Here is a 12,673-nt window from a genome sequence, read left to right on the forward strand (position 1 = left end):
CTCACACTGAGAAGGCTTGAGCCAGAGATTTGGTCGCCTCCGCCCCCCTCGCCACTGACGCCACCGCCAACCCCCAGCGCGGCAGCTACTGGATCACCACGTTCGGCTGCCAGATGAACAAGGCGGACTCCGAACGGATGGCGGGAATCCTGGAGGCCATGGGCTATCGGGAGGCGTCAGCCGAACTGGATGCCGATCTGGTGCTCTACAACACCTGCACCATCCGGGACAACGCCGAGCAGAAGGTTTACAGCTACCTCGGCAGACAGGCCCAGAGGAAACGCAGCAACCCCAACCTCACCCTGGTGGTGGCGGGCTGCGTTGCTCAGCAGGAGGGCGAATCCCTGCTCCGGCGGGTGCCGGAACTTGATCTGGTGATGGGACCGCAACACGCCAATCGGCTTGAAACCCTTCTGCTGCAGGTGGACAGCGGTCAGCAGGTGGTCGCCACCGAAGACCACCGCATCCTTGAAGACATCACCACGGCCCGCCGGGACAGCAGCATCTGTGGCTGGGTGAACGTGATCTACGGCTGCAACGAACGTTGCACTTACTGCGTGGTTCCCTCCGTGCGCGGCAAGGAACAATCACGGCTGCCCCAGGCGATCAAGCTGGAAATGGAGGGTCTTGCCGCCCAGGGCTACAAGGAAATCACCCTGCTCGGCCAGAACATTGATGCCTACGGCCGCGATCTGCCGGGCATCACGCCGGAGGGTCGCCGCCAACACACCCTCACGGATCTGCTCCATCACGTCCACGACGTGGAGGGCATTGAACGGATCCGTTTTGCCACCAGCCATCCGCGCTACTTCACCGAGCGGCTGATCGATGCCTGTGCCGACCTGCCCAAGCTCTGCGAACACTTCCACATTCCGTTTCAGAGCGGGGACAACGACGTGTTGCAGGCCATGGCCCGGGGCTACACCGTTGAGCGCTACCGGCGGATCATCGACCGCATCCGTGAGCGCATGCCCGATGCCTCCCTCAGTGCCGATGTGATCGTTGCCTTCCCTGGCGAAACCGATGCGCAGTACCGCCGCACCCTCGATCTGATCGAAGAGATCGGTTTCGATCAGGTGAACACAGCGGCCTATTCACCCCGGCCCAATACCCCTGCAGCCCATTGGGACAACCAGCTGCCGGAGGAGGTGAAGGTGGAACGCCTGCGCGAAATCAATGCCCTCGTGGAACGCTGCGCCCGCAAGGCCAATGCTCGCTACGAGGGGCGCACGGAAGAAGTGCTGGCGGAGGGCATCAACCCCAAGGATCCATCGCAGCTGATGGGGCGAACCCGCACCAATCGCCTGACCTTCTTCAGCTCCACCGGAGCGGATGGTCGTGCCTACAAAGCGGGCGATCTCATGCCGGTGCGCATCGATGCGGTGCGCTCCTTTTCACTCAGCGGCAGCCCCCTGCCCCACTGAGCACAACGCTGATACCTTTGGCGCTCCCACCGCTCAGGGGTCGCCGCATTCATGCCGTCCAGTCCCATCACGGTCGGGCTCGTCTTTGGAGGCCGCTCTGGAGAGCACGACGTGTCGATCCGATCTGCGGCGACCGTCGTCCGAGGCCTGCGCAGCGGGCAGAACCGAGAGCGATACACGGTGCAGCCGATCTACATCGACCGTGATGGTCGCTGGTGGGGAACAGATCTGTCCGAGGCAACCCTGGCCTCCGAAACCGCACCGGAGCTCAACCCACCTCTGCCCCCATCAGGATTCCAGGGGTTCCCGGAGGGATGTGATGCGGTCGACCTCTGGTACCCGGTGCTGCATGGTCCCAATGGAGAAGACGGCACCATTCAGGGGTTGTTCCAGCTGACCGGCAAACCGTTCGTTGGTGCCGGCGTGCTCGGCTCAGCCGTCAGCATGGACAAGCAGGCGATGAAATCTGCTTTCGCCAGCGCCGGACTGTCCCAGGTGCCCTATGTGGCCCTGCACGCATACGAACTCGAGAACGCGATCAGCCGATCGGCCCTCATAGATCGGATTGAACGCGAACTGAACTACCCCTGCTTTGTGAAGCCCGCCAATCTCGGCTCCTCGGTGGGCATCAGCAAGGTGCGTTCCCGCCAAGAACTGGAAGCAGGCCTCAATCAGGCTGCAGAGCTCGATCCAATGCTGGTAGTAGAGCAGGGCGTCAACGCCCGAGAGGTGGAATGCGCCGTCCTGGGGGGACGCAAGCTCGAAGCGTCGGTGATCGGCGAGGTTCGTTTTGATGCCGACTGGTACGACTACGAGACGAAATACACCGCAGGGCGCAGCACCACGTTGATTCCCGCTCCATTACCCGATGAAGTGGCTGACCGCATCCGCGCCCAGGCCCTGCAGGCTTGCGCTGCCGTGGGCGTCAACGGCATGGGTCGGGTGGATTTCTTCTACGACGACGCCAACGATCAGCTCTGGATCAACGAAATCAACACCCTGCCTGGTTTCACGGCCCAGAGCATGTTCCCGATGCTCTGGGCGGCCAGCGGCGTAACACTCGAACAGTTGGTGCACAAACTGATCCAAACCGCAGGAGAATGAACGCAGCGTCCTTCGCCTAACCCATGAGCCACGGACTGCTCTGGTTTCCTCTGCTGCTGGCCTTTGTGCTGCTGGCTTCGCTCGGATGGCTGGAACGGCGGCGCCAAAACCTGTTTCGCACCTGGGCCGAAGGCTCCGAACTCGCCAAGCTCGATGGTTGTGGTGGTGCCCGTCTGAAAGACGGTGAACTGCACTGGAGCAGCTTCGAGGCAGGAAGTTTTCAGGATCAGGGCTCGTTTGACGTCTGCAAACTCGAGCTTGTGGAACTGATGTCGCTGGCGTCCGGTGATGCGCCCCTCACCGACGAATCCCAGGGGCGTTGTCGGCTGCGCCTGATCGGGAAAGATCTGCAGATGGATGTGCCCTTCTCTGATGCCGACCGCGCGCGCAGCTGGGGTGAGCAGCTGGTGGCACGGGCCCGATGCGACCTGTGATCCGGGTCTCGACCAACAACAAATCCTCCCAACGACCGGTTTCCGCACAGGTCGCCCGGCGGCGGGACTTACGCCGGCGGCGCCGCCAGACCCTTTTGCTTCAGCTCTGGCGCTTTGTGGCCTTGCTGCTGCTCAGTGGCGGATTCAGCTGGATCCTGCTGCGCCATGGCTGGACGCTGCGGAGCCCTGAGGCAGTCATCCTGACCGGCGGTGCTGCCCTTGAGACCAATCAGGTGATCGAGGCGGCCAAGCTGCGCTTTCCCTCACCTCTGCTGGAGGTCAGTCCGAGGGAGCTGGAACAACAGCTGGTCGGGGCATTACCGGTTCACAGCGCTCACGTGCAGCGCCGGATGTTCCCCGCTCGCCTCGTCATCAGCCTGAAGCCGGAGATTCCCATCGCACGGGCTGAGCGTCGGGGACCCGCTGGACGGGAACGGGGTCTGCTCAACGCCGCAGGTGAATGGATTCCCCTAAGCAACGCCGTAGCAGATCCGCTCACGGAGATCATGGTGCGCGGCTGGAATGGCCCGCAACGCGGTCAGGTAGCTGCGCTGCTGCAACAACGGAATCGCTTCGCCGGGATGCTGAAAGCCATCGTGCTTGATCCCGACGGCAACATCAGTCTGATCACCACCGAGCTGGGCCGGATTGATCTCGGTGGCGAACCGGCCCTCTTAAACACCCAGATCGAAACGATCCTCCATCTGAACCGGACGTTGCCAAAGCACCTGCGCGGGGCCCATCACAGCAGCCTTGATCTCAGCAACCCGGACCGCCCGGAACTGCAACTGCCGGCGCCACCCGCCCCCAAGCAGCCCAAAACTGAACCCTGAAACCTTCGGGTGGAAAATCTGGAGACCACAACCTCAGCCCCTGGTTTGTGATCTGTTGAAGCCGAGACAAGGCTTCAGGGACATAATGCATCGCAACCACACGGTTCTGCCTCGACGATGGAGATGGTGAGCGGCTCAGGGTCTTTCACGGCAGCTGGTATCCAGCCCAGCCAGTCCGCCCGCATCGAGGTCATCGGCGTTGGGGGTGGCGGCAGCAATGCCGTCAACCGCATGATCCTCAGCGACCTTGAGGGGGTTGGATACCGCGTTCTCAACACCGATGCCCAGGCCCTGATCCAGTCGCAGGCCCAGCAACGGCTGCAGTTGGGGCAGACCCTGACCCGCGGACTGGGTGCCGGCGGCAACCCCACCATCGGCCAGAAGGCAGCTGAGGAATCCCGCACGGATCTGCACGATGCACTGCAGGGCTCAGATCTGGTGTTCATTGCCGCTGGCATGGGCGGTGGAACGGGGACTGGTGCAGCACCAGTGGTGGCCGAAGTCGCCCGTGAAGTCGGTGCTCTCACCGTGGGCATCGTGACCAAGCCGTTCAGCTTCGAGGGCCGTCGTCGCATGCGTCAGGCCGACGAAGGCATCGCTCGGTTGGCAGAACACGTTGACACCCTGATCGTGATCCCCAACGACCGCCTGCGTGATGCCATCGGCGGAGCTCCCCTTCAGGAAGCCTTCCGGAGTGCGGACGACGTCCTGCGCATGGGCGTCAAAGGCATCAGCGACATCATCACCTGCCCGGGCCTGGTGAACGTTGACTTTGCTGACGTTCGCTCCGTGATGACCGAAGCAGGCACAGCACTGCTGGGCATTGGCATCGGTTCCGGTCGCTCAAGAGCCGTGGAAGCAGCCCAAGCCGCGATTGCAAGCCCGCTGCTGGAAACCGAGCGCATCGATGGCGCCAAGGGCTGTGTGATCAACATCAGCGGTGGTAAGGACATGACCCTGGAGGACATGACCACTGCTTCCGAGGTGATTTACGACGTTGTTGATCCCGAAGCCAACATCATCGTGGGCGCTGTGGTGGATGAGGCCCTCGAAGGGGAGATCCACGTGACGGTGATCGCTACAGGCTTCGAGAACAAGCAGCCGTACCGCAGCGAGCGCAGCCGCTCGGTGCCCGGAATGCTGAATCGTGGGGAGCCCGAAGAGAACGGCGCCCGCATTCCTGAATTCCTGCGTCGCCGTCAGCAACAGGACAACGGCAGCTTGTGAGACCGCTGTCAGACCCCACGGTCTGACAGCTCATCTGAATGTGGTGACCCGGAACCCACGCCTGCCCTGAGCATCCCGTGTGGCTGCTCCCTTCCGGTCCTGACCAGATTTGGGCGTCAGAGCCGCATGGGCCCGAATCGGCCGAATGCTAGCAATGAGCCCCCGAGGGGTTCTGAAGCTGCATGCGTCCTTCTGATCTGACCCGCTTCAAGCAGAAGGGCCAACCCATCGCCGTGCTCACCGCTTGGGACAGCCTCTCTGCAGCTCTGGCCGAGGCCGCCGGTGCAGACGTGCTGCTGATCGGTGATTCACTGGCGATGGTGGCGCTGGGCCATGCCACAACACTCCCGGTGAGCCTGGACCAGATGCTTCATCACACCCAGGCGGTGGCCCGGGGATTGACGGCCATGCCGGCCGACCAGCCCCTGCTGGTCTGTGATCTGCCCTTTCTCAGCTACCAGTGCGGAGAAGACCGCGCCGTAGCGGCTGCAGGGCGTTTGTTGAAGGAGTCCAGCGCAGCGGCGGTGAAATTGGAGGGGGCGGAACCCGAGGTTGTCGCCGTAATCGACCGTCTGGTGCGCATGGGCATTCCCGTGATGGGGCATCTGGGCCTCACCCCCCAGGCCGTGCATCGCCTGGGGTACAGGCGCCAGGCCACGGACGCCATCAGCCAGGAACGCCTGGTTGATCAGGCGCGCACCCTCGAGCAGAAGGGCTGCTTCTCCCTGGTGTTGGAACATGTTCCTGCCGAGCTGGCGTGCCGGGTGCAGCAGGCCCTGACCATCCCGGTGATCGGCATCGGGGCAGGTGACGGCTGCGACGGCCAGGTGCGCGTCACCGCAGACCTGCTGGGACTCACCGCCAAACAACCTCCCTTCAGCCCAGCGCTGGTGGATGGCCGCCGCCTGTTCATCGACGCGTTGAAGGGTTGGGTCCAGCAGACCCGGAACAACACTCTTCCCACCACAGAATCACCTCAATCAGCACCTGATTGCTGAGGGCCATGCCCTCGGGGTCGGTGAGGCACCAACGGCCTGCCCGCTGCTGCAGCCATCCACGCTCAACGAACGGTTGCCAGCGGTGCTCAAGGGCGTCTGCATCAAGACCTTGAAGGGTCACCCCTTCCCGGCGCCGCAGACCCACCAGCAATTGATCATCCAGAGGGAGCCCAGCCTCGGCGACTGATTCCTCAGGAGGATGATCCAGCCATTCCGCGTAGGCGGCGCGGGTGCGGGGTCGCGCCAAACGCACCCCCCAGGGTGCTGATGTCGCTCCCATGCCAAAACCCCACCAGCCGGCACCGCTCCAGTACACCCGGTTGTGACGGGAGGCATGGCCCGGACGGGCATGGTTGGAAATCTCGTAGCGGCTGAGTCCAGCAGCCGACAGCCGTTGTGTGGTCCGCTCCATCAAGGCAACGGCCAGGTCGTCCTCCGGCAGCTGCAACAGGCCAAGCGTTCGTTGGCGATCAAACACCGTGCCCGGCTCCACCGAGAGGTCGTAAATCGAGAGATGGGGAGCCTGACTGGCAATGGCCTGATCCAACTGCGCATCCCACCCGGCCAGGGTCTGGCCCGGGAGGTTCTGGATGAGATCGAGACTCCAGGACCGAAGCGCGCCATCGCGCCAGGCCAGAACCAGCCAGTCGATCGCCGCATGGAGGTCGCTCTGGCGATGCCGACGCCCCAGCTGTTCGAGCACAGCATCATCAAAGCTCTGCCCCCCCAGGCTGATGCGGTTCACGCCATGGGCCAGAACGGAGGCCAACTGCGCGGCATCAAAGGTGGCCGGATCCATCTCCAGGGTGATTTCCGCACCCGGTTGAAGACCGAATTTGTTGGCCAAGGCATCGATCAGTGCTCCGATCTGATCGGGGCACAACAGCGATGGCGTTCCCCCGCCGATATACACGGTGGATAAGGGAGGACCCCCTGGGGCAGAGGCGATTTCCCGATGCAGCAGGCTCAGGTACTCACGGATCGAGCGACTGCCAGGCCCATCGTCGGCGCGGGCCTGGTCCCCCAAGGGAACCACTGCGAAATCGCAGTAGTAACAGCGCCGGTGGCAGAAGGGAATGTGGAGGTAGGCGCTGCGGGGCGGGATGGGATAAGGCATGCTTCTGGCATCCGGATCGAGCTGCCACGACCTGAACCCATGGTGGATCCGCTCATCCTGCTTCTGTTTGTGGTTTCCGGTGCAGCTGCCGGGTGGATGGGGATTCACTTGCTGCCCGACGGCCTGGTGAGTGCAACCACCAATGCTGAACAGTTGCGTCTCCAGCTCTGCGGAGCTGGCGGTGGCATTGGCTTGATCGCCGGCCTGGTGTTCAAAAAGCTGCGGGTGCGCCTGATGCAACAGGTGCGCACCATGCCCACCGATCTGCTGGTGAGCCGGGCTGTCGGCCTGATCCTGGGGTTGCTGGTGGCCAACCTGCTGCTGCTGCCTGTTCTGCTGCTTCCGTTCTCCGGAGGAATTGTTCTGCTCAAACCCCTTCTGGCGGTGGTGAGCAATGTCTTTTTTGGAATTCTCGGAAGCAACCTGGCGGAAGTTCACGGCCGCACGCTGCTGCGCCTGTTCAATCCCGCGAGCACGGAGGCGCTGCTGGTGGCTGATGGGGTGCTGACCCCCGCCACGGCCAAGATCCTGGACACCAGCGTGATCATCGATGGCCGGATCCGCGGCATGCTCGCCTGCGGATTGCTGGAAGGGCAGGTGATCGTTGCCGAATCGGTGATCGATGAGATGCAGCAGCTGTCGGATTCCACCAACATCGAAAAGCGGGCCAAGGGCCGACGTGGCCTGAAGCTTCTGAAGGATCTGCGGGAAACCTACGGGCGGCGGTTGGTGATCAACAGCACCCGTTACGACGGCAAGGGAACGGACGACCGATTGCTGCAGTTGGCATCCGACACCGGCGGCACGCTGGTGACCGCAGACTTCAACCTGGCGCAGGTGGCCCAGGTCAAAGACCTGAAGGTGATGAATCTGAGTGAGCTGGTGATCGCGTTGCGGCCTGAAGTGCAACCAGGCGATGAGCTCAAACTCAAGATCGTGCGAGAGGGCAAGGAGGACAGCCAGGGTGTCGGCTACCTCGATGACGGAACGATGGTGGTGGTCAACGAGGCGAAATCGCTGATCGGCCAACGCAAACCGGTGGTGGTGACCGGTGCCCTGCAAACGCCAACCGGGCGCATGGTGTTTGCACGGTTGGACGAGAACGATGCATCAACGGACACCAAGCCCTCATCCAAATCGAAAAGTCAGGGAAAACCGGCCAAAACCAGCAACCGCAAGCCCGCTGACCCCGGCTAGGCTCGCCCCACCGCGATGGTGGAGATGACAACTTCGGCCCCGTACTACGGCGACAGCGCCGTGATGCGCACACCACCTCCTGACCTTCCTTCACTCCTGCTCAAGGAGCGAATCGTCTACCTGGGCTTGCCCCTTTTCTCTGACGACGACGCCAAGCGTCAGATGGGCATCGATGTGACTGAGCTGATCATTGCTCAGCTGCTTTATCTGGAGTTCGACAACCCAGAGAAGCCGATCTACTTCTATATCAACTCCACAGGCACCAGCTGGTACTCGGGTGATGCCATCGGATTCGAAACCGAAGCCTTCGCCATCTGCGACACCCTTCGCTACGTGAAGCCTCCGGTGCACACCATCTGCATCGGCCAGGCCATGGGCACCGCGGCAGTGATTCTTTCGGCAGGGACCAAAGGTCAACGGGCCGCGTTGCCTCACTCCTCCATAGTTCTGCACCAGCCCCGCAGCGGCGCCCGCGGCCAGGCGACGGACATCCAGATCCGGGCCAAAGAAGTGCTGCACAACAAGCAGGCGATGCTCGAGATCCTCTCCACCAACACAGGTCGTTCTGTGGAGGAGCTGAGCAAGGACTCCGACCGGATGAGCTACCTCACCCCTCAACAAGCCGTTGAGTACGGACTGATCGACCGCGTGCTCAGCAGCCGCAAGGACCTGCCTGGCAATCCCCCCGTCTGACCGACGGCATCAGACCCAACCCTCCTGCCCTTCCTTCATCAACGTTCTGAACCATGCCGATCGGTACCCCCAGCGTTCCCTACCGCCTGCCCGGCAGCCAGATGGAGCGCTGGGTCGACATCTACACCCGTCTCGGGGTGGAGAGGATCCTCTTCCTTGGCTCTGAGGTCAATGACGGCATAGCCAACAGCCTGGTTGCCCAGATGCTCTATCTGGACTCGGAAGACAGCAGCAAGCCGATCTACCTGTACATCAACTCCCCCGGCGGCTCCGTCACGGCTGGACTGGCGATCTACGACACGATCCAGTACGTCAAGAGCGAGGTGGTGACCATCTGCGTTGGCCTTGCTGCCTCCATGGGCGCCTTCCTCCTCGCCGCTGGCACCAAGGGCAAGCGGGTCGCCCTACCCCACAGCCGGATCATGATTCACCAGCCCCTGGGCGGCACCAGCCGTCGCCAGGCCAGTGACATCGAAATCGAAGCACGGGAGATCCTGCGGATGAAGGAGATGCTCAACCGCTCCCTGGCCGACATGAGTGGCCAGAGCTTCGAGAAGATCGAGAAGGACACCGACCGGGACTACTTCCTCAGCGCCGAAGAAGCCAAGGAATACGGCCTGATCGACCGTGTCATCTCCCATCCGAACGAGGCCTGAACCGAACGGGGCAGGCCGCTGCGTAAGCTCGTCCACTGCAGTGTTCCGCAAGCCCGCCCCGGATGGCCCAGCTCTTTTACGACTCCGACGCCGATCTCGGTCTGCTGAACGGCAAGACCGTGGCCATCATTGGTTATGGCTCCCAGGGTCATGCCCACGCTCTGAACCTGAAGGATTCAGGCGTGAACGTGGTGGTGGGCCTCTATGACGGCAGCCGCTCCGCCGAGAAAGCCAAGGCGGACGGCCTTGAGGTGCTGAGCGTGGCCGATGCCTCAGCCAAGGCCGACTGGATCATGGTCTTGCTGCCCGACGAATTCCAGAAGGACGTCTACGAGAAGGAAATCGCACCCCATCTGAGTGCAGGCAAGGTGCTCAGCTTCGCCCACGGCTTCAACATCCGTTTCGAGCTGATCAAGCCCCCCGCCGATGTGGATGTGGTGATGATCGCCCCGAAGGGCCCTGGCCACACCGTGCGTTGGGAGTACCAGAACGGCCAGGGCGTGCCCGCCTTGTTCGCCATCGAACAGGACGCCTCCGGCAACGCCCGCGGCATGGCAATGGCCTATGCCAAGGGAATCGGTGGCACCCGTGCCGGCATTCTGGAGACCAACTTCAAGGAAGAGACCGAAACCGACCTGTTCGGTGAGCAGGCTGTGCTGTGTGGCGGTCTGTCTGAACTCGTGAAGGCCGGTTTCGAGACCCTGGTGGAAGCGGGCTACCAGCCCGAATTGGCTTACTTCGAGTGCCTGCACGAAGTGAAGCTGATTGTGGATCTGATGGTGAAGGGAGGACTGACCTCCATGCGCGATTCGATCTCCAACACCGCGGAGTACGGCGACTACGTCAGCGGCCCCCGTCTGATCACCGCCGACACCAAGGCCGAGATGAAGCGCGTTCTGGCCGACATCCAGGACGGCACCTTCGCCAGGAACTTCGTGGCCGAATGCGAAGCCGGCAAGCCAGAGATGAAAAAGGTGCGCGACCGTGATTCCCAGCATCCGATCGAGAAAGTGGGCAAAGGCCTGCGCTCGATGTTCAGCTGGCTGAAGGACGCCTGATCCAGCGCAAGTGCCGAACAGCCGGTGGCATCAGACACCATCACTCAGCTCACCCCCCGCTCTGTTGCCCTAACGGTGCAGAGCGGGGATTTTTGTTGGTTTCTGGCCACGCCCCTCCCATGACTTCAGAAGCGCTAGGAGGCCTGCTGGTGATCGGGGCAGCCGTGCTTGATCGACTGATCGGTGATCCGCGCCGGTGGCTCCACCCCGTGGTGGTGATGGGATGGAGCATTCAGCAGTTGCGCCATTGGGTCGAGCGATGGGCGGGGGACCATCCGGTCAAGCTTCGCATCGGGGGAGGATTGATCAGCCTGATCCTTGTGCTTGGCAGCGTTCTGACGGGCTGGTGTCTGGAGCGGCTGCTGTGGCTTCCATCCCCATGGGGATGGCTCAGCATTCCGGTACTGACCCTGAGCCTCGCCAGCGCCCTGGCGGCTCGCAGCCTCAAGGACAGTGTGCTCGCCGTGGTGGATGCACTGCCCTCAGCAGAGGAGGGGGATCTCGAGCCAGCCCGCCGGAACTTGAGCTGGATCGTTGGACGCGACGTTCAGAGTCTGGATCGCACAGGACTGCTCAGAGCCGCAGCTGAAACAGCCTCAGAGAATGCCGTGGATGGCTTGTTCGCACCGCTGTTCTGGATGGGGATCGGTGCCCTGCTGTGGATGGTCCTGCCCTCTGGCCCTGGTCCGCTGGCGCTGGCCTGGGGCTTCAAGGCCAGCAGCACGCTGGATTCCATGCTGGGGTACCGCAGCGGCCGGCTGCGCTGGTTGGGGACAGCCGGCGCTCGCCTCGATGATCTGCTCACCTGGCTGCCCTGCCGTCTGGTCATGCTGACGCTGCCCCTGGTTTGCCCACCCTGGACGCATTGGGTGCAAAGGGTGCAGGCAGCAGAGCGGGATGGCTCTGCGGATCCATCCCCCAATGCAGGTCGTTCAGAAGCGATCTACGCCCACTGCATTGGGATCCAACTTGGCGGCGAGAACAGGTATGGAAAGCGCTTGGTGCAGAAACCTGTGCTTGGGGCCGGCCGACCAACGGCGAACGGGCCTCTGGTTAGAGCGATTCTGAAGGCATCAAGCCGACTGGAGATCGTCTGGATCAGTGGTCTTGGGATCATCCAGTGGGCAATGAACCACTGAACACAAGTCAGTAAGCACCGCGATCCATCGGCAGGAGCAACACACCAAATGTGCGCAGGATGATGGCAAAGTCCAGGCCGAACGAACGTCCACGGGCATAGGCCAGATCAAGCTTGACCCGTTTCTTGTAACTCAAGTTGTTTCGGCCACTCACTTGCCAAAGGCCGGTCAACCCAGGGCGGACTGAGGCAACTTCATCCATGTAGGGGCCATAACGAACCAGTTCTTTCTCAACGATTGGGCGTGGACCGACCACGCTCATCTCCCCACGAAGAACATTCAAGAACTGTGGAAGCTCATCAAGACTCGAGCGGCGCAGGAAACGGCCCAGGGGAGTGATCCGCGGATCACGTTTCAATTTGAAGTCACGCTCGAACTCAGCACGGAGCGAGGAATCTGCCTCCAAAACACGCGTAAGAACGGCATCCGCATCGGCCCGCATGGTGCGGAACTTGATGCAGCCAAAACGCTGGTAACTACGGCCCACCCGACGCTGCACGTAAAACACAGGCCCCGGTGAACTGAGCTTCACCAACCCCGCCAGAAGTAGCAACACCGGTGAACCGATGCTGAGTACGGCGAGAGAAAAAACAATGTCTCCGGTGCGCTTGAAGACTCGGCCCCAACGGTTCTGATGGCGAATCAGCGTGCCTGTCGACAGATCCGATGGCGGAGCTGAGATAAGCGCAAGGGGCGGCTTGTACTTGCCACGGCGAGCTGCACGCCCTGCGGACTGAATCAAGGATGGCCGGGAGGCCGAGGTCAAAGGCTCAATCTGGGACTCACCACACTC

13 protein-coding genes and 1 other RNA gene are annotated in these 12,673 nt (G+C 62.3%); 11 read left to right on the plus strand and 3 right to left on the minus strand.

Going from position 1 to position 12,673, the window contains the following annotated elements; all coding sequences use genetic code 11:
- Positions 1 to 29 precede the first annotated feature (29 nt).
- The 5 genes from miaB to ftsZ all read left to right on the plus strand — a co-directional run bounded on the left by miaB (position 30) and on the right by ftsZ (position 5,022).
- The gene (gene miaB, locus SynTAK9802_RS08255; protein WP_186495718.1) at positions 30 to 1,424 is read left to right on the plus strand and encodes a tRNA (N6-isopentenyl adenosine(37)-C2)-methylthiotransferase MiaB; all 1,395 of its coding nucleotides are present in this window, start codon (positions 30 to 32) and stop codon (positions 1,422 to 1,424) included.
- A 51-nt stretch (positions 1,425 to 1,475) separates the two neighbouring features.
- A complete protein-coding gene (locus tag SynTAK9802_RS08260; protein ID WP_186495719.1) occupies positions 1,476 to 2,528 on the plus strand; it encodes a D-alanine--D-alanine ligase family protein in 1,053 nt (350 codons plus the stop codon).
- Positions 2,529 to 2,551: 23 nt separating this feature from the next.
- Entirely contained in the window at positions 2,552 to 2,962 is a 411-nt protein-coding gene (locus tag SynTAK9802_RS08265) for a hypothetical protein (protein WP_186495720.1), read from the plus strand.
- Positions 2,950 to 3,795, plus strand: coding sequence for a cell division protein FtsQ/DivIB (locus SynTAK9802_RS08270; RefSeq protein ID WP_255487729.1), 846 nt, complete (start codon positions 2,950 to 2,952; stop codon positions 3,793 to 3,795). The genes SynTAK9802_RS08265 and SynTAK9802_RS08270 overlap by 13 nt, the downstream gene beginning before the upstream one ends.
- Before the next feature lie 117 nt (positions 3,796 to 3,912).
- Complete coding sequence (gene ftsZ / locus SynTAK9802_RS08275) at positions 3,913 to 5,022, plus strand: cell division protein FtsZ (protein WP_115008739.1); 1,110 nt, start codon at positions 3,913 to 3,915, stop codon at positions 5,020 to 5,022.
- 41 nt (positions 5,023 to 5,063) lie between these two features.
- On the opposite strand, the gene ffs is transcribed toward ftsZ, so the two are convergent.
- Positions 5,064 to 5,161, minus strand: an RNA gene (gene ffs, locus SynTAK9802_RS08280) — signal recognition particle sRNA small type.
- A gap of 43 nt (positions 5,162 to 5,204) precedes the next feature.
- Here ffs and panB point away from each other — a divergent pair.
- A complete protein-coding gene (panB, locus tag SynTAK9802_RS08285; RefSeq protein WP_115008738.1) occupies positions 5,205 to 6,020 on the plus strand; it encodes a 3-methyl-2-oxobutanoate hydroxymethyltransferase in 816 nt (271 codons plus the stop codon).
- Here panB and hemW read toward each other — a convergent pair.
- Positions 5,932 to 7,137: a radical SAM family heme chaperone HemW gene (gene hemW / locus SynTAK9802_RS08290; RefSeq protein WP_186495721.1), complete on the minus strand. Its 1,206-nt coding sequence runs from the start codon at positions 7,135 to 7,137 to the stop codon at positions 5,932 to 5,934. The genes panB and hemW overlap by 89 nt on opposite strands.
- Before the next feature lie 39 nt (positions 7,138 to 7,176).
- Here hemW and SynTAK9802_RS08295 point away from each other — a divergent pair, with 39 nt between their 5' ends.
- The 5 genes from SynTAK9802_RS08295 to cbiB all read left to right on the plus strand — a co-directional run bounded on the left by SynTAK9802_RS08295 (position 7,177) and on the right by cbiB (position 11,880).
- Positions 7,177 to 8,334: a PIN/TRAM domain-containing protein gene (locus SynTAK9802_RS08295; RefSeq protein WP_186495722.1), complete on the plus strand. Its 1,158-nt coding sequence runs from the start codon at positions 7,177 to 7,179 to the stop codon at positions 8,332 to 8,334.
- 24 nt (positions 8,335 to 8,358) lie between these two features.
- On the plus strand, positions 8,359 to 9,027 hold the full coding sequence (locus SynTAK9802_RS08300; RefSeq protein ID WP_114988632.1) for an ATP-dependent Clp protease proteolytic subunit: 669 nt from the start codon (positions 8,359 to 8,361) through the stop codon (positions 9,025 to 9,027).
- Positions 9,028 to 9,080: 53 nt separating this feature from the next.
- Positions 9,081 to 9,683, plus strand: a complete 603-nt coding sequence (locus SynTAK9802_RS08305) for an ATP-dependent Clp protease proteolytic subunit (protein ID WP_006851781.1) — start codon at positions 9,081 to 9,083, stop codon at positions 9,681 to 9,683.
- A 62-nt stretch (positions 9,684 to 9,745) separates the two neighbouring features.
- Positions 9,746 to 10,741 carry a ketol-acid reductoisomerase gene (gene ilvC / locus SynTAK9802_RS08310; protein ID WP_114988451.1) on the plus strand — a complete coding sequence of 332 codons (996 nt, stop codon included), beginning with the start codon at positions 9,746 to 9,748 and terminating at the stop codon, positions 10,739 to 10,741.
- Positions 10,742 to 10,860: 119 nt separating this feature from the next.
- Entirely contained in the window at positions 10,861 to 11,880 is a 1,020-nt protein-coding gene (gene cbiB / locus SynTAK9802_RS08315) for an adenosylcobinamide-phosphate synthase CbiB (protein WP_186495723.1), read from the plus strand.
- A 7-nt stretch (positions 11,881 to 11,887) separates the two neighbouring features.
- Here cbiB and SynTAK9802_RS08320 read toward each other — a convergent pair whose 3' ends face one another.
- Positions 11,888 to 12,646, minus strand: coding sequence for a sugar transferase (locus SynTAK9802_RS08320; RefSeq protein WP_186495724.1), 759 nt, complete (start codon positions 12,644 to 12,646; stop codon positions 11,888 to 11,890).
- Between the last annotated feature and the right edge of the window lie 27 nt (positions 12,647 to 12,673).

The sequence above is a fragment of the Synechococcus sp. TAK9802 genome (genome assembly GCF_014279535.1).
Classification (GTDB): domain Bacteria; phylum Cyanobacteriota; class Cyanobacteriia; order PCC-6307; family Cyanobiaceae; genus Parasynechococcus.

Bases quoted from the DNA above. Each gene is read 5' to 3' on its own strand.
- ftsZ (WP_115008739.1), top strand. From the start codon at position 3,913: ATGGAGATGGTGAGCGGCTCAGGGTCTTTCACGGCAGCTGGTATCCAG.
- SynTAK9802_RS08295 (WP_186495722.1), top strand. From the start codon at position 7,177: ATGGTGGATCCGCTCATCCTGCTTCTGTTTGTGGTTTCCGGTGCAGCT.
- SynTAK9802_RS08305 (WP_006851781.1), top strand. From the start codon at position 9,081: ATGCCGATCGGTACCCCCAGCGTTCCCTACCGCCTGCCCGGCAGCCAG.
- panB (WP_115008738.1), top strand. From the start codon at position 5,205: ATGCGTCCTTCTGATCTGACCCGCTTCAAGCAGAAGGGCCAACCCATC.
- ilvC (WP_114988451.1), top strand. From the start codon at position 9,746: ATGGCCCAGCTCTTTTACGACTCCGACGCCGATCTCGGTCTGCTGAAC.
- SynTAK9802_RS08300 (WP_114988632.1), top strand. From the start codon at position 8,359: ATGACAACTTCGGCCCCGTACTACGGCGACAGCGCCGTGATGCGCACA.
- hemW (WP_186495721.1), bottom strand. From the start codon at position 7,137: ATGCCTTATCCCATCCCGCCCCGCAGCGCCTACCTCCACATTCCCTTC.
- SynTAK9802_RS08260 (WP_186495719.1), top strand. From the start codon at position 1,476: ATGCCGTCCAGTCCCATCACGGTCGGGCTCGTCTTTGGAGGCCGCTCT.
- cbiB (WP_186495723.1), top strand. From the start codon at position 10,861: ATGACTTCAGAAGCGCTAGGAGGCCTGCTGGTGATCGGGGCAGCCGTG.
- SynTAK9802_RS08265 (WP_186495720.1), top strand. From the start codon at position 2,552: ATGAGCCACGGACTGCTCTGGTTTCCTCTGCTGCTGGCCTTTGTGCTG.
- SynTAK9802_RS08270 (WP_255487729.1), top strand. From the start codon at position 2,950: ATGCGACCTGTGATCCGGGTCTCGACCAACAACAAATCCTCCCAACGA.